At 65.7% G+C, this 15911-nt stretch carries 14 protein-coding genes; 4 read left to right on the forward strand and 10 right to left on the reverse strand.

All coding sequences use genetic code 11. The features are described 5' to 3' along the window. Window positions 1–211: 211 nt before the first annotated feature. Window positions 212–2695 (reverse strand): glycerol-3-phosphate 1-O-acyltransferase PlsB, encoded by a 2484-nt coding sequence (plsB, locus tag G9C89_RS10640; protein WP_172147843.1) that lies wholly within the window; start codon window positions 2693–2695, stop codon window positions 212–214. Between the two features lie 264 nt (window positions 2696–2959). Here plsB and G9C89_RS10645 point away from each other — a divergent pair, with 264 nt between their 5' ends. From G9C89_RS10645 to G9C89_RS10655, 3 genes are read left to right on the forward strand one after another with little or no spacing between them, the layout of a single operon-like run. Beyond that, window positions 2960–3883: an ABC transporter ATP-binding protein gene (locus G9C89_RS10645; RefSeq protein ID WP_172147844.1), complete on the forward strand. Its 924-nt coding sequence runs from the start codon at window positions 2960–2962 to the stop codon at window positions 3881–3883. Continuing rightward, window positions 3880–4614: an ABC transporter permease subunit gene (locus tag G9C89_RS10650; protein ID WP_172147845.1), complete on the forward strand. Its 735-nt coding sequence runs from the start codon at window positions 3880–3882 to the stop codon at window positions 4612–4614. Before G9C89_RS10645 ends, G9C89_RS10650 begins: the two co-directional genes overlap by 4 nt. 8 nt (window positions 4615–4622) lie before the next feature. After that, window positions 4623–6458: a GldG family protein gene (locus G9C89_RS10655; protein WP_172147846.1), complete on the forward strand. Its 1836-nt coding sequence runs from the start codon at window positions 4623–4625 to the stop codon at window positions 6456–6458. Window positions 6459–6743: 285 nt separating this feature from the next. Here G9C89_RS10655 and G9C89_RS10660 read toward each other — a convergent pair whose 3' ends face one another. The 4 genes from G9C89_RS10660 to G9C89_RS10675 all read right to left on the reverse strand — a co-directional run bounded on the left by G9C89_RS10660 (window position 6744) and on the right by G9C89_RS10675 (window position 10321). Then, complete coding sequence (locus G9C89_RS10660) at window positions 6744–7115, reverse strand: hypothetical protein (RefSeq protein ID WP_172147847.1); 372 nt, start codon at window positions 7113–7115, stop codon at window positions 6744–6746. A gap of 21 nt (window positions 7116–7136) precedes the next feature. After that, window positions 7137–7940, reverse strand: a complete 804-nt coding sequence (locus G9C89_RS10665) for a putative RNA methyltransferase (RefSeq protein WP_172147848.1) — start codon at window positions 7938–7940, stop codon at window positions 7137–7139. Beyond that, the gene (dapE, locus tag G9C89_RS10670; RefSeq protein WP_172147849.1) at window positions 7940–9094 is read right to left on the reverse strand and encodes a succinyl-diaminopimelate desuccinylase; all 1155 of its coding nucleotides are present in this window, start codon (window positions 9092–9094) and stop codon (window positions 7940–7942) included. The genes G9C89_RS10665 and dapE overlap by 1 nt, the downstream gene beginning before the upstream one ends. A gap of 75 nt (window positions 9095–9169) precedes the next feature. After that, window positions 9170–10321 (reverse strand): iron-containing alcohol dehydrogenase, encoded by a 1152-nt coding sequence (locus G9C89_RS10675; protein ID WP_172147850.1) that lies wholly within the window; start codon window positions 10319–10321, stop codon window positions 9170–9172. A gap of 171 nt (window positions 10322–10492) precedes the next feature. Between G9C89_RS10675 and tcdA the strand changes: the two genes are divergently transcribed. Beyond that, window positions 10493–11296, forward strand: coding sequence for a tRNA cyclic N6-threonylcarbamoyladenosine(37) synthase TcdA (gene tcdA, locus G9C89_RS10680; protein ID WP_172147851.1), 804 nt, complete (start codon window positions 10493–10495; stop codon window positions 11294–11296). Between the two features lie 222 nt (window positions 11297–11518). Here the strand turns inward: tcdA and G9C89_RS10685 are convergent, their stop codons facing one another. From G9C89_RS10685 to dapC, 5 genes are all read right to left on the reverse strand, one after another. Then, window positions 11519–11938: a SufE family protein gene (locus tag G9C89_RS10685; RefSeq protein WP_172147852.1), complete on the reverse strand. Its 420-nt coding sequence runs from the start codon at window positions 11936–11938 to the stop codon at window positions 11519–11521. Continuing rightward, on the reverse strand, window positions 11935–13140 hold the full coding sequence (locus G9C89_RS10690; RefSeq protein ID WP_172147853.1) for an aminotransferase class V-fold PLP-dependent enzyme: 1206 nt from the start codon (window positions 13138–13140) through the stop codon (window positions 11935–11937). The genes G9C89_RS10685 and G9C89_RS10690 overlap by 4 nt, the downstream gene beginning before the upstream one ends. A gap of 99 nt (window positions 13141–13239) precedes the next feature. Next, window positions 13240–14274 carry a 2,3,4,5-tetrahydropyridine-2,6-dicarboxylate N-succinyltransferase gene (dapD, locus tag G9C89_RS10695; protein WP_172147854.1) on the reverse strand — a complete coding sequence of 345 codons (1035 nt, stop codon included), beginning with the start codon at window positions 14272–14274 and terminating at the stop codon, window positions 13240–13242. Between the two features lie 36 nt (window positions 14275–14310). Continuing rightward, a complete protein-coding gene (locus G9C89_RS10700) occupies window positions 14311–14658 on the reverse strand; it encodes an ArsC family reductase (protein WP_172147855.1) in 348 nt (115 codons plus the stop codon). Next, window positions 14655–15875 (reverse strand): succinyldiaminopimelate transaminase, encoded by a 1221-nt coding sequence (gene dapC, locus G9C89_RS10705; RefSeq protein ID WP_172147856.1) that lies wholly within the window; start codon window positions 15873–15875, stop codon window positions 14655–14657. Before dapC ends, G9C89_RS10700 begins: the two co-directional genes overlap by 4 nt. Window positions 15876–15911 lie beyond the last annotated feature (36 nt).

The raw sequence follows: 15911 nt of genomic DNA on the forward strand, positions 1-15911 counted from the left end.
TAACCCATCATCGATATCCGCCCCGCCAACGGGTACAGGCATAAACCGCCCGATGGGTATCGCTGCGCTCATCCTACGCGGCCCGTACCATCCTACGATTACTGGTTCCTGCACAAGTTCGTTAAACTTTAAATTTCTATTTATAAAACAACGAGTTATTTTTAGTTTGATGAGGGCTTGTTGGGGCGGGCCTTCTCGTGAGGCGCGGCGGCTAAACCGGTTCCAGCACATCCTCGCTGCTGTCCATGGCCACCTGGCGGATCGACAGGCGGATCTCCGCCGGCAGCACGCGCTTGGCGGCGCCTTCGGCGAGTTCGCTAAGCAGCGGGTGGTGGCTGAGCTTGCCGGCCGCATCGCGGCGCAGCACGTCCTGGTCGAGCAGGGTCTGGATGAAGTGGCGGAACAGGCTCTTGTCGAAGAATTCCGGGGCGTTGAGGCCGTGGAGGATCGACAGGCGCTGGGCCATCACGCTGCACAGGTCTTCAAGTTCCTCGGCGCTGATCGCATGCTGGCCGGCGTTGAGCAGCAGGGCGGTGGCCATGTAGAAGCGCTGCAGGGTCTGGGCGATGGTGCGCGAGAGCAGGGTCAGCAGGACGAAATGCCGCGAGCTGGGCAGCGGACGCACGTAGACGTCGGCCTCGAAGCTGAGCAGGCCCTGTTCGACGAAGGCCGCCAGCCACTGGTCGACCACCGCATCCAGCTGCTCCAGGTTCCAGCGGATGAACAGCTCGGCTTGCAGGTAGGGGTAGAGCGCGCGGGTGTAGCGCAGGATCTGTTCGCGGCTCATCCGTGCGCTGCTCTGGAAGAAGCTGGTCAGCAGCGCGGGCAGGGCGAAGATGTGCAGCACATTGTTGCGGTAGTAGGTCATCAGGACGGCGTTGTGTTCGTCCAGATAGAGGATCTTGCCCAGCGCATCGCGCTGTTCGGCGAGCAGATCCATGCCCTGCACGTATTCGATCAGCGCCTGGCCGTCGCCTTCCGGCAGGGTGGTGTGCGGCGAGTAGGGCACGCGGCGCAGCAGCGCCAGATAGAGATCGAGCACGCGGGCCAGGGCGCGGTCGTCGAGGGCCAGCTTGCTGGTGGAGAGCAGCGCCAGGGCCACCAGGTTGACCGGGTTGATCGCCGCCGCTTCGTTGAGGTGTTGCGCCACGCGCTGGCCGAGCCTGTGGGTGGCCTCGTTCAGCCAGCTGGGACGGTAGAGCGGGGCGAGTTCCTGGCGGCGCCAGCCGGGTTGCTCCTGGTCGAGGAATTCGGCCAGCTTGATCGGCTCGCCGAAGTTGACCCAGACCTGGCCGAAGCGCTGCTTGAGCGCACCGACGACCCTGAACAGGTCGAAGATCGACTCCTTCTTCTTGCTCGCCCCGCGCAGTTCGCCGAGGTAGGTGCGGCCCTCCAGCACCCGTTCGTAGCCGACATACACTGGCACGAACACCACCGGCAGGCGGTGGCTGCGCAGGAAGCTGCGCAGGGTGATGGCGAGCATGCCGGTCTTCGGCTGGAGCATGCGCCCGGTGCGCGAGCGCCCGCCCTCGACGAAGTACTCGACCGGGAAGCCCTTGCTGAACAGGGTATGCAGGTATTCGTTGAACACCGCGCTGTACAGCGGGTTGCCCTTGAAGGTGCGGCGCATGAAGAAGGCGCCGCCGCGCCGCAGCAGGCCACCGATCAGCGGCATGTTGAGGTTGATCCCGGCGGCGATATGCGGCGGGGTCAGGCCGTTGCGGAACAGCAGGTAGGACAGCAGCAGGTAGTCGATATGGCTGCGATGGCAGGGCACATAGATCACCTCGTGGCCCTGGGCAACCTCCTGCACGCCCTCGATGTGGTTGACCTTGATGCCGTCGTAGATCTTGTTCCAGAACCAGCTGAGCAGCAGTTCGAGAAAGCGGATCACCGTGTAGGTGTAGTCCGAGGCGATCTCGTTGCCGTAGCGCAGGGCCAAGGCTTCGGCCTTCCTCAGGGGAATGTTTTCGCGCTCGGCGTGCTCGATGATCGCCTGGCGTACCTGTGGGCCATGTACCAGGCCCTTGACCAGGTTGCGCCGGTGCGACACGTCGGGACCGATGACCGCGGCCTTCTGCTGGCGAAAGTGCACCCGCAGGATGCGCTGCACCATGCGCAGGGTGCGCTCGTGGCCCTTGTCCTGCGCGACCAGTTCACGCAGCTGGATCGGGGTGGAAAATTGCACGCGGGTCTTGCGCCCGAGGATCAGGATGCTGGCCAGGCGGCGCAGGCGCCCGGTGACTGCCCAGCTGTCGGCGAACAGCAGCTTCCAGGCGCTGGTCTCGCGGTCCGGCGACTGGCCCCAGAACACGCTGACCGGGACGATCTGCGCATCGTCCACCGCGTGCTGGGCGAGGGCGCTGACCAGGCGTTGCAGGGTCGGCGAAATGCCGCGCTTGTCCTGGCGGCCGAGCCAGTCCGGCTCCGGGGTCAGGTAGAAGAACGCCGCCGGCTCCAGCAACTCGCCCACCGCGACCGGCAGTACCGGGCGCGGCAGGCCGGCCTTGCGGCACTCCGTATCGACCACCGCCAGATCGCTCAGGGATGGCAGTTGCAGCACATAGAACACCGGTTTGCTGCGGTCGAGCTTGAGGCTGAAGGCCGACTGGTTGATGGTTTCCGAACGTACCCAGAGGTACAGCAGGCGGCGCAGGGTACCGAACACGAGGCGGCGTAACGGGGAGCGGGTCATACGGAATCTGCTGGCTGTGCAAACGAGCGATTGCTCGGGGGCGGCTAGTGTGCCGGATCGCTGGCGTGCCGGCAAAAGCTTGTCATGAGCCGATTGGTTGAAGCGCCGGGGGTGGGGCGTGCAGGTTAGCGCGGGGGCTATGACTTCCGGGTTCTTGGCTTGCACTGTTGGCGCCGGACTCCTTATAGTCCTGCCGGCATTGAAAGCCCGTTTCGCCGCTCTACGGGCCGCGAGCAGGATCTGTTACCGCACGGGTGAGGGACCATGATCGAGATAAGCAAGCTAACCAAGCGTTTCGCACAGCACACAGTGGTGGATGACCTGTCCTTTCGCGTCGAGCGGGGGGAAGTATTGGGGTTCCTCGGCCCGAACGGTGCCGGCAAGTCCACCACCATGAAGATGCTCACCGGCTTTCTGGCGCCGACGTCCGGCACGGCGAGCATTCTCGGTTTCGATATCCAGAAAGACCGCCTCAAGGCCCAGCGGCAGATCGGCTACTTGCCGGAAGGCGCGCCCTGTTACGGCGACATGACGGTGCGCAGTTTCCTCGAGTTCATCACCGAGGTGCGCGGCTTCAGGGGGGCTGAAAAACGGCAGCGGGTGGCCAAGGCGGTGGCCCAGGTCGAGCTGGAAAATGTCCTCGAGCAGTCGATCGAGACCCTGTCCAAGGGCTTCAAGCGCCGGGTCGGTCTGGCCCAGGCCATCGTGCATGATCCCCGGGTGCTGATCCTCGACGAGCCCACCGATGGCCTCGATCCGAACCAGAAGCACCAGGTGCGCAAACTGATCCAGAGCCTGTCCTACGACAAGATCGTGATCATCTCCACCCATATCCTCGAAGAAGTCAGCGCGGTCTGCACCCGTGCGGTGGTGATCGCCCACGGCAAGCTGCTCGCCGATGGCACGCCGCTGGAGCTGGAAAGCCGTTCGCGCTACCACCAGGCCGTCACCCTGGTGGCCGAAGAGCCGCTGGATGTGGTGGCGCTGGCGGCCTTGCCGGGCGTCATCGGGGTGGAAGAGAACGAGCGCGAGCACAGCCTGAGCGTGCTGGCCAAGCCGGGTCAGGTGATCTTCCCGCAGGTCAATGCGCTGATCGCTCAGCGCGGCTGGCGGGTCAAGGAATTGAATGTCGAACGCGGTCGGCTGGACGAAGTGTTCCGCAGCCTGACCCGTGGGGAGATGGTATGAGGCAGTTGCCGGTGCTGTTCAAACGCGAGTTGGCGAGCTACTTCACCACGCCGCTGGCCTATGTATTTATCGTGATCTTCCTGGTCCTGTCCGGGGTGTTCACCTTCTATCTGGGTAATTTCTTCGAGAGCGGCCAGGCCAATCTGGCGCCGTTCTTCGCCTTCCACCCCTGGTTGTACCTGTTTCTGGTACCGGCGATTGCCATGCGCCTGTGGGCCGAGGAACGCAAATCCGGCACCATCGAGCTGCTGATGACCCTGCCGGTCACCCGTTTCGAGGCGGTCACCGGCAAGTTCCTCGCGGCCTGGGCCTTCGCCGGCCTGGCGTTGCTGCTGACCTTTCCAATGATCATCACCGTCAACTACCTGGGCGAGCCGGACAACGGCGCGATCATTACCGGCTACATCGGCAGTTGGCTGCTGGCCGGTGCCTACCTGGCCATCGGCTCGTGCATGTCGGCGCTGGCGAAGAACCAGGTAATCGCCTTTATCCTCGCGGTCAGCGTGTGCTTCCTGTTCATCGTCAGCGGCTTTCCCATGGTGCTCGACGGCTTCAGTGGCTGGGCGCCGCAGTGGGTGATCGACGCGGTGGCGTCGCTGAGCTTCCTGACCCGTTTCGATGCCATCAGCAAGGGCGTGATCGACCTGCGCGATTTGCTGTATTTCCTCACCCTGATCGCCGCCTGGTTGGCTGCGACTGCGGTGGTCATCGACCTTAAGAAAGCCGACTGAGGGTGCCCATGAAAAAGCTGATGGTTTCCGGCGCCGGGCTCGTCCTCATCGCCCTGGCGTTTCTCGCCTTCAACCTGTTTTCCAGTCTGAGCCTGACCGGCGCACGCCTGGACCTGACCGAGCAGAAGCTCTACACCATCTCCCCCGGTACCCGGCAGATTCTTGCCGAGCTGGACCAGCCGGTGGAGCTGAACTTCTTCTACTCCGACAGCGCCTCCAAGAACCTGCCGGCGCTGCGCACCTACGCCAAGCGCGTCGAGGAAATGCTCAAGGCCTACCAGCGCGAGGCGGGCGGCAAGCTCAAGCTGAAGGTCATCGACCCGGCGCCGTTCTCCGAGGACGAGGACCGGGCGGCCGAGTTCGGCCTGCAGGCCGTTCCCCTGCAACAGGGCGGCGATTCGCTGTACTTCGGCCTGGCCGGCAAGAATGCCGAGGGTACGACCCAGGTGATTCCGTTCTTCGCCCTGGATCAGGAGGAGTTCCTCGAATACGAACTCAGCCGTCTAGTGCTGAGCCTGGCCAAGCCCGAGCGGCCGGTGGTTGGCGTGCTGTCCGGGTTGCAGATCAATGGCGGTTTCGACATGGCGTCACGCCAGCCGACGCCGCCGTGGATGGTGATGGAGGAGATCCGCCAGCTGTTCCAGATCGAGAGCCTGAAGGCCGACGTCGACCTGATCCCCGAGCATGTCTCGGTGCTGCTGCTGGTGCACCCCAAACAGTTGCCGCAGCAGACCCTCTACGCCATCGACCAGTTCGTCCTGCGCGGCGGCAAGCTGCTGGCCTTCGTCGATCCGTTCAGCGAGGCCGATACCCAGGCCGAGATGCCCGGCGCGATGGCCATCGACAAGTCCTCCGATCTCGAGCCGCTGTTCAAGGCCTGGGGCCTGCGCATGGTGCCGGACCAGGTGCTCGGCGATGGCTCCTACGCCATGTCCGTGAGCATGGGCCAGGATCGGCGTCCGGTGCGGCATGCCGCCTGGCTGAGCCTGCCGAAGAAGGCGCTGGATCAGGACGACATCAGCACCGCCGCGCTGGAGAACCTGACCGTGGCCGCCGCCGGCATACTCGAGCCGCTGGAAGGCGCCAAGACCCGTTTCATCCCGCTGATCCAGAGCTCGCAGTACGCCATGCCCTTCGACGTGAAGCGCTTCGCCATGCTGCAGAACCCGGAGGAGCTGATCCGCGAGCTCGAACCGACCGGCGAGCGCTACAGCCTGGCCGCGCGCATCGACGGTCCGGCGCTGTCGGCCTATCCGGACGGCATCGAAGGGCGCAAGGACGGCTTGCAGCAGGCGGACAACATCAACGTCATCGTCGTCGCCGATACCGACCTGCTCACCGACCGCATGTGGGTGCAGGTGCAGGACTTCTTCGGCCAGCGCATTCCGCAGCCGTGGGCGGACAACGCCGGCTTCGCGATCAACGCCCTGGATAACCTGGCCGGCTCCGAGGCGCTGATCAGTGTGCGTTCGCGCGGACGCTTCACCCGTCCGTTCGCGGCGGTCGAGGCGATCCAGCGCGAGGCCGAAGTGCGCTTTCGCGAGAAGGAACAGGCCCTGCAGGCGCGCCTGGCGGACACCGAGCAGAAGCTCGCCGCCTTGCAGCAGAACGACGACCCGAGCAAGGCGCTGGAACTGACCCCGGAGCAGCAGGCCACGGTGCAGCAGTTCCTCCAGGAGAAGCTGAAGATCCGCAAGGAACTGCGCGAGGTGCGCTACCAGTTGAACGCCGATATCGAGGCGCTGGGACGCACCCTGAAGTTCGCCAATATCGCCCTGATGCCGCTGTTGCTGACCCTCGGCGTGCTGGCGTTGTGGCTATGGCGGCGGCGCAAGCACGGTTGATCACAACATGTCGGATCCATTGTAGGGTGGGTTAGCGGCGCCAACCTCCGAGCGATCAGGCATCGCTATCGTGGCGCGCCGCGTAACCCACCAAGCGATCTCCCGCGTTGCGCCGATGGTGGGTTACGGCGCAACGGATCTTGCTGGTTCATCGCTATCGGCAGCGTGCGCCTAACCCACCCTACGAGGGGCCGTTTAACCGCAGGTTGATCTGTGACGCGACACTAGGTAAGTGCCTTTGCTTGCTACGTCGCCCATTCCCGGGCGCTTGACGGCTGGAAAGCCTCAGCTGGTGCGCCAGGTGATTTCCTCGACGCCGTCGGCGCTGATGCGCATCCAGCGATCGGCCTGTTCGTCGTTTTCCTCTTCCTGCCAGCTGCCCGGGGCGCAGCGCACTTCGACGCCGAGCGCGGCAAAGGCGGCCTGGGCGCAGCTCAAATCGTCGTCCCAGGGGGTGGCGGCGCTTTCCAGGTAGAGGCTGTGCCATTTGCCGACGGCTTTCGGCAGCCAGGTCACCGGCACCTCGCCGGCCAGGCACTTGAAGGTCTGGCCTTTCTGCTGCCAGGGCGTGCAGGGGCCGAGCGCTTCGCTCAACCAGGCGGCGATGGCGTGGTGATCGGCATCTTTCAGGTAAATCTCGATATCCGGTTGGCGCATGGTCATCTGTTCCTGGGGAGCCTAGATTTTTTCGATCCAATCGTAGCGTATGGCAACCGTCACCTCTAAGGGTTCGGCGATCACCGCGGCGCGCCGTTCGGCGCTGGCGCGCCAGCCATGGGGGGTCATCGCCAGCAGGTCGGCGCGGGCCTCGCTGCTGGTCAGGTGCAGCGTGAAGCTCAGGGTTTCGCTGTGAGCCAGGCGCATGCCCGCGGGAATCAGTTCGAGGTGCTTCTGGTCGTCGTAGTCGCGGACTTCGTCGTACAGCTGCTGGCGCAGTTCCATCAGGTGTTCGCGGGTCGGGCCCATGCGCAGCAGACCGCCGCCAGGGGCGAGCAGGCGCTTGGCTTCTTGCCAGTCGAGCGGGCTGAAGACGCTGGCCAGCAGTTGGCAACTGGCGTCGGCCAGCGGCACCCGGGCCATGCTCGCCACCAGCCAGGTCAGCTGCGGCGAACGTTTGCAGCCACGCTTGATCGCCTCGCGGGAGATATCCAGGGCATAACCGTCGGCAGCGGGCAGGGCGTCGGCCAGCTGTGCGCTGTAATAACCCTCGCCGCAGCCGATATCCAGCCAGCGCGCGGGCGCATAACCCGCGGCCAGTTCGGCCAGGCGTCTGGCCAGCGGCGCATAGTGGCCGCCGTCGAGAAAGCGCCGGCGCGCCTCGACCATGGCGGCGTTGTCGCCCGGGTCGCGGCTGTTCTTGTGCTGCACCGGCAGCAGGTTCAGGTAGCCCTGGCGCGCGCGGTCGAAACGATGCCCTGCGGGGCAGATCACGCCGTTGTCGAGCGCGCTCAAGGCGCCTTGGCAGAGGGGGCAGGTCAGCATTACGAGAGCAATTTCACGAGGGTCTGATAGTAGATCTCGGTCAGCACCTCCAGATCGCTGGCCAGCACGCGCTCGTTGATCTGGTGGATGGTGGCATTGACCGGGCCGAGTTCGACCACCTGGGTGCCGAGGGTGGCGATGAAGCGCCCATCGGAGGTGCCGCCGCTGGTCGAGGGCTGGGTGTCGCGGCCGGTTACGCGCTTGATGCTGGCGGCCACGGCGTCGAGCAGGGCGCCCGGTTCGGTGAGGAACGGCAGGCCGGACAGGGCCCATTCCACGTGGTAGTCCAGGCCGTGCTTGGCGAGGATCGCGTTGACCCTGTGCTGCAGGCCTTCGACCGTGGACTCGGTGGAGAAGCGGAAGTTGAAGATCGCCTGCAGTTCGCCGGGGATCACGTTGGTGGTGCCGGTGCCGGCATTCAGGTTGGAGACCTGGAAGCTGGTCGGCGGGAAGAAGGAGTTGCCGTCGTCCCAGTGTTCGGCGGCCAGCTCTGCCAACGCCGGGGCGGCCAGGTGGATCGGGTTCTTCGCCAGGTGCGGGTAGGCCACGTGGCCCTGTATGCCGCGCACCGTCAGCTTGGCGCCGAGCGAGCCGCGGCGGCCGTTCTTCACCACGTCGCCGACCAGCGAGGTACTCGACGGCTCGCCGACGATGCACCAGTCCAGGCGTTCGCCGCGCGCGGCCAGGCGCTCGACCACGGCCTTGGTGCCGTGCTGGGCCGGGCCTTCCTCGTCGCTGGTGATCAGGAAGGCGATGCGGCCTTTATGTTGCGGGTGGTCGGCGACGAAGCGCTCGACGGCGATGATCATCGACGCCAGGCTGCCTTTCATGTCGGCGGCGCCACGCCCGCAGAGCATGCCCTGCTCGTCGATCAGGGCATCGAACGGTTGGTGCTGCCAGGCCTGCAGCGGGCCGGTCGGCACCACGTCGGTATGCCCGGCGAAGCACAGCACCGGACCGTCCTGCTGGCCATGGCTGGCCCAGAAATTCTCCACTTCCTCGATGCGCATGGCTTCGATCTGGAAGCCGAGCGCTTGCAGGCGGCGCATCATCAGCTCCTGGCAGCCTTCGTCGACCGGGGTGACGGACGGGCGGCGAATCAGCTCGCAGGCGAGTTCCAGGGTGGGCGTCAGGGTCGGGGCGGGGGCAGTCATTGCGGCTCCAGAGCGGCATCAAGCGGAAAGGCCGCCATATTAAAGCAAAACGGCGGCCCGGGCCTGCGCCTGCAGTTACAACGCGCGCAGCAGGATGCGCTCGCTGACCTCCAGGTCGATATCGCGGTGTTCGCCGAGGGCGATCAGCTGGTGGCGTTGCAGTTGCGCCAGCACCTGGGGGATCGCATCGGCGTCCAGGCCGTGTTCGGACAGGCGGGTCGGCACGCCCATGCGCTTGAAGAAGGCCTCGGTGGCGGTAATCGCCGCGTCGATGCGCGCATCTTCGGTGCCTTCGTGCAGCTGCCAGACCCGTTCGGCGTATTGCAGCAGCTTGGCGCGCTTGGTCTCGCGGCGTTCGGCGAGCAGCGCCGGCAGGACCACGGCGAGGGTCTGCGCATGGTCGATGTGGTAGAGCGCGGTCAATTCGTGGCCGATCAGGTGGGTGGCCCAGTCCTGGGGTACGCCACAGCCGATCAGGCCGTTGAGCGCCTGGGTGGCGCACCACATCAGGTTGGCGCGGACGTTGTAGTCCTCGGGGTTGCTCAGGGCTTTCGGACCTTCCTCGATCAGGGTCTGCAGCAGGCCTTCGGCATAGCGGTCCTGCAGCGGTGCGTCGGCCGGGTAGGTCAGGTACTGCTCGATGGTGTGGACGAAGGCATCGACTACGCCGTTGCCGATCTGGCGCAGCGGCAGGCTGAAGGTGGTGCAGGGGTCGAGGATGGCGAAGCGCGGGAACAGCAGCGGGCTGGAGAACGGTAGCTTCTCCTGGCGCGCCGCATGGGTGACCACGCCGTGCTGGTTGCTTTCCGAACCGGTGGCGCCCAAGGTCAGTACGCAGCCCAGCGGTAGCGCGGCTTTGGCGCGGGTGCCGGTGAGCAGCTCGAGCGGGTCGCCGGCATGGCACAGCGCCGCGGCGATGAACTTGCTGCCGTCGATCACCGAGCCGCCGCCGATGGCCAGGATGAAATCGCAGTGGTCGCGCCTGGCCTGCGCCACGGCGCGCAGCAGGGTGTCGAACTGCGGATTGGCTTCGATGCCGGCGAAGCGGCTGATGGCGAAGCCCGTCAATGCCTCCTCGACCTGGGCCCAGACGCCGTTCTGGAAGATGCTGCCGCCACCGTGGGTGACCAGCACGCGGCTGCCGGCGGGAATTTCCTTGCCGAGCTTGGCGATTTGGCCTTCGCCGAAATGGATCTTGGTCGGATTATGAAAACTGAAATTACGCATGGCAGGCTCCGGCAGGCTGGCTTCTCGTTGTCGGCGGACTATAGCGCCACCGCCTCGAGTAAACCCGTATAGCTGGTCATTCACCGGCTTGAGTCGAATCGGTACTTGGGTGTGCTGGGTGAGCTTCCTATAATGCGCGCCTGCCCGGGGTATGGGGATTGAGGTGATGAAATGACGATCGACCAACAACGCTTTGCTGGAATTGCCCGCCTGTACGGTCGCGAGGGCGCCGAGCGCCTGGCCGCGGCGCATGTTGCGGTGGTCGGTATTGGCGGCGTCGGTTCCTGGGCGGCCGAGGCGCTGGCGCGCTCGGGAGTCGGCGAGATCTCGCTGTTCGACCTCGACGATGTCTGCGTCAGCAATACCAACCGGCAGATCCAGGCGCTGGACAGCACGGTCGGCCAGGCCAAGGTCGAGGTGATGGCGGCGCGAATCCGGGCGATCAATCCTGCCTGCGTGGTGCACGCGGTAGCCGACTTCGTCACCCGCGAGAGCATGGCCGAGTACATCACCGGGCAACTCGACGCGGTGATCGACTGCATCGACAGCGTCAGCGCCAAGGCCGCGCTGATCTCCTGGTGCAAGCGGCGCAAGATCCAGGTGGTCACCACCGGCGGCGCCGGTGGGCAGATCGACCCGACGCAGATCCAGGTCGGCGACCTGAACAAGACCTGGAACGATCCGCTGGCCTCCAAGGTGCGCTCGACCCTGCGCCGCGACTACAACTTCTCGCGCACGCCGGGGCGCAACTACAGCGTGCCCTGCGTGTTTTCCACCGAGCAGCTGCGCTACCCGAAACCGGATGGCAGCGTGTGCCAGTACAAGGGCTTCGTCGGCGAAGGGGTCAAGCTCGACTGCGCCGGCGGTTTCGGCGCGGCGATGATGGTCACCGCGAGCTTCGGCATGGTGGCCGTGGCCAAGACCGTGGAGAAGCTGGTGGCCGGCGCGCGCCGGCCGGCCGAACGGACGAAATAGACCCTATGCCCTATCCCTTGCCCGTGAATTCCGGCGGCAGCGAAGAAGGTGAATTGCCCGCCCACAACACAGGTGGCGTGGCACGTGCCCGGTTCGGGTAGGGTGCGCCGTGCGCACCGCAGGCAGATGGCTGTTGCTGCGGCCTCACCCATCTACGGTCTTGATCTTTGCGCGCCCAGTTGGTTGTGCGACAGCCCGGCGTCGTAGACGAGGCGGGATCTGCTACGGAATCCAAGCGTCGCGGGTCAGCTCGCGCATGCGCTGCAGCACGGCATTCAGGCCATTGCTGCGCGAGGGCGAGAGTTGGCGCGCCAGGCCGAGCTGGCCGAACCAGTCGTCCAGGTCGATTGTGGCCAGTTCCGCGCCGGTCAGGCCGTTAACCCGTGCCAGCAGCAGCGCCAGCAGCCCGCGCAGCAGGCGCGCATCGCTGCCGGCGCGAAACTGCCAGCACCGATCCCGGTGTTCGGCGACCAGCCAGACCTGGCTTTCGCAGCCGTGCACGCGGTTGGCCTCGCAGCGTTCCTCGTCGCTCAGTGCCGGCAGGCGTTCGCCCCACTGCATCAACAGGCGCGCACGCTGTTCCCAGCCCAGGCATTGGCCGAAGGCGGCGAGGGCCTGCTCGGCGCCGGCGGGCAGGTTCATCGCAGCAGCTCCAGGGCCTGATCCAGGGCGGCGAAGAAACGTTCGAGATCCGCGCCGTCGTTGTACAGGCCCAGGGAGACGCGAATCGCGCCGGCCAGGCCGAGGCGTTTCAGCAGCGGCATGGCGCAGTGATGGCCGGCGCGCACGGCGATGCCCTGCTCGGTGAGCAGGTGGGCAAGGTCGGCGTTATGCACGCCCTCGACCACGAAGCTGGCCAGCGCCACCGTCGGTGCGCCCAGCAGGCGGATGCCGGTGCGCGCCCTGAGGCCGGTCAGCAATTGGGCATGCAGCGCGGCTTCGTGGGCGGCCACGGCGGCGGCGTCCAGGGCGGCCAGGTAGTCCAGGCTGGCGCCGAGGGCGATCACCCCGGCAATCGGCGGGGTACCGGCCTCGAAACCCAGCGGCGCAGCGCGAAACTCGGCACCCTGGTAATCCGCCACGCGCACCATTTCCCCGCCGAACTGCCAGTGCCTGAGACGCTGCAGCGCCGGTTTGCGGCCATAGAGCAGGCCGACGCCATCCGGCCCGTAGAGCTTGTGGCTGGAGCAGACATAGAAGTCGCAACCCAGGGTCTCGACGTCATGCCGGCCATGCACCACGCCCTGGGCGCCATCGACCACGGTCAGCGCACCCTGGGCCTTGCCCAGGGCCAGCAGTTCGGTCAGCGGCTGCCAGCAGCCGAGCACATTGGACAGTTGGCTGAGCGCCAGCACGCGGGTGCGCGGGCCGATCAGGCCGGCCGCCTGTTCGAGGTCGATCAGGCCGCTCTCATCCAACGGCAGAACGACCAGCTCGAGGTGGCGGCGCTGGGCCAGCTGTTGCCAGGGCAGCAGGTTGGCATGGTGTTCCAGGGCGCTGATGACGATCTGCTCGCCGGCCTGCAACTCATGCTCCAGGCCATAAGCGAGCAGGTTGAAGGCTTCGGTGGCGCTGCGGGTAAACACGATCTGGCTCGGCTCGGCGGCATTCAGCCAGCGCGCGACCTTGTCACGGCTGCTTTCGAAGGCGCGGGTCGCCCGCTCCCCCGGCAGATGCTGGGCACGATGCACATTGGCCGCGCCGCCGGCGTAGTAGCCGAGCAGGGCATCGAGCATGGCCTGCGGCTTTTGCGCGGTGGCGGCGCTGTCCAGGTAGGTCTGGCCCTCGGCGTCGAGGGCCAGGATGCCGGGGAAGTCGGTGCGCCAAGGGGAAATCAGGGACATGGGGTTCACCCGATGGTGCGGGGATCGTCCGTAGGGTGCGCCGTGCGCACCAAGTGCTGCTCGACGTGCGAATGGTGTGCGCGGCGCACCCTACTCGAATCAGTTGTGGGCGTGCAGGGCTTCGTTGAGCTCGATCGCCGACTTGTGGGTCTTACATTCCACGCTGCCGGTTTGCGAGTTGCGGCGGAACAGCAGGTCCGGCTGGCCGGCCAGTTCGCGCGCCTTGACCACCTTGACCAACTGGTTCTGGCCATCGAGCAGCGCCACCTTGGTGCCGGCGGTGATGTACAGGCCGGACTCCACGGTGTTGCGGTCGCCCAGGGGGATGCCGATGCCGGCGTTGGCGCCGATCAGGCAGCCTTCACCCACGGAAATCACCAGGTTGCCGCCGCCGGACAGGGTACCCATGGTCGAGCAGCCGCCGCCCAGGTCGGAGCCCTTGCCGACGAATACCCCGGCGGAAACGCGGCCTTCGATCATGCCCGGGCCTTCGGTGCCGGCATTGAAGTTGACGAAACCTTCATGCATCACCGTGGTGCCTTCACCGATGTAGGCGCCCAGGCGCACGCGGGCGGTGTCGGCGATGCGCACGCCGCTCGGCACCACGTAGTCGGTCATTTTCGGGAACTTGTCCACCGAGAAGACTTCCAGCAGTTCGCTGCGCAGACGTGCTTCCAGTTGGCGTTCGCCCAGTTCGCCCAGGTCGATGGCGCCCTGGCTGGTCCAGGCCACGTTCGGCAGCAGCGGGAAGATGCCGGTCAGGTTCAGGCCGTGCGGCTTGACCAGACGATGGGACAGCAGGTGCAGCTTGAGGTAGGCCTCGGGCGTGCTGCTCAGGGGCAGGTCTTCTTTGATGAAGGTGGCGACCAGCGGCTGGTGACTTTCCGCCAGGCGGGTGAGCAGGGCCGCCTGGACGGCGTCGATACCCTTCAGCGCTTCGGCCAGGTCGCCGGCTTGCTGGGTGGTGAAGCCGATCGCCTGATTGCCGCCGCTGTAGCCGAGTTTCTCTGCGGCCTTGGCCACCAGTTCGGCCGCTGGCTTGAGCATTGGCTGGGCATAGAAGACTTCCAGCCAGTTGCTTTGACGGTTCTGGGTGCCGACGCCGAAGGCCAGGCTGAAGAGGGTCGTGGTCATGTTGCTTTCCTTAAACGCGAATCCAATGAGGGTTGTTCAAGCCAGTTCAGCGGCATAGCGCTCGGGCTTGAAACCAACCAGGGTCTTGTTGCCGAGATCCAGCACCGGGCGCTTGATCATCGACGGCTGGGCGAGCATCAGCTCGATCGCCTTGTGCTGGTCGAGGTCGGCTTTATGCGCCTCGTCCAGCTTGCGGAAGGTGGTGCCGGCACGGTTGAGAAGGGTTTCCCAGCCATGCTCGTTGCACCACTTGTCCAGGTTCTCACGGTCGATGCCAACGGCTTTGTAATCATGAAAGACGTAGCTTACCCCGTGCTCGTCGAGCCAGGTACGGGCTTTCTTCATGGTGTCGCAGGCTTTGATGCCGTAGAGGGTTGTGCTCATGCTTGCAGGCTCTTCACGCTATTCATGTTGCTGACAAAGTCGCGGATACGTTCGGCGGCTTGCACGCACTCGGCCAGCGGTGCGACCAGGGCCATGCGCACGCGATTGGCGCCCGGGTTCACCCCGTCGACACTGCGCGACAGGTAGGAGCCGGGCACCACGGTCACGTGCTCGCGGGCGAACAGCTCACGGGTGAAGGTTTCGTCGTCCAGCGGGGTTTTTGCCCACAGGTAGAAGCCGCCATCCGGGCGCTGCACATCGAGCACGCCGTCGAGAATCGCCAGCACGGCGTCGAACTTCTCGCGGTACAGCGCGCGGTTGGCTTTGACGTGCTGCTCGTCGTTCCAGGCGGCAATGCTGGCCAGTTGGGTTTGCACCGGCATGGCGCAGCCGTGATAGGTACGGTACAGCAGGAAAGATTGCAGAATGTCGGCGTCGCCGGCGACAAAGCCCGAGCGCAGGCCCGGCAGGTTGGAGCGCTTGGACAGGCTGTGGAACACCACGCAGCGTTTGCAGTCGCTGCGGCCCAGTTCGGCGCAGGCCGTCAGCAGGCCGGCGGGCGGGTTCAGCTCGTCGAAATACAGCTCGCTGTAGCACTCGTCGGCGGCGATGACGAAATCGTACTGGTCGGCCAGCTGGATCAGCTTCTTCAGGGTGGCCAGCGGAATCAGCGCGCCGGTCGGGTTGCCCGGCGAGCAGAGGAAGAGGATCTGGCAGCGCTGCCAGACGTCACTTGGCACCGCGTCGAAATCCGGGTTGAAGCCATGCTGCTCCAGGCACGCCAGGTAGTGCGGCTGGGCACCGGCGAGCAGGGCCGCGCCTTCGTAGATCTGGTAGAACGGATTGGGGCTGACCACCAGGCCACCGACGTCACGCTGCACCACGGCCTGGGTGAAGGCGAACAGGGCTTCGCGCGTGCCATTGACCGGCAGTACCTGGCGCGCCGGGTCGAGCATGCCGGCCGGCAGATTGAAGCGGCGGCTGCACCAGCTGGCGATCGCCTCGCGCAGTTCGGGTATGCCCAGGGTGCTGGGGTAGACCGCCAGTTTCTCCAGGTTGGCGCTGAGCGCCTCGGCGACGAACGCCGGCGAGCGATGCTTGGGCTCGCCGATCGACAGGGCGATGGCCGGCTTGTCGCTGGGCGGCCGGGCACCGGCGAGCAGGGCGCGGAGCTTTTCGAAGGGGTAGGGCTGCAGCTGGTTCAAGGCGTCGTTCATTGTTCTGTCCTGGGTACTACAAGCGGCAGCCGAATG

It is taken from the genome of Pseudomonas tumuqii (assembly GCF_013184545.1).
Lineage (GTDB): Bacteria > Pseudomonadota > Gammaproteobacteria > Pseudomonadales > Pseudomonadaceae > Aquipseudomonas > Aquipseudomonas tumuqii.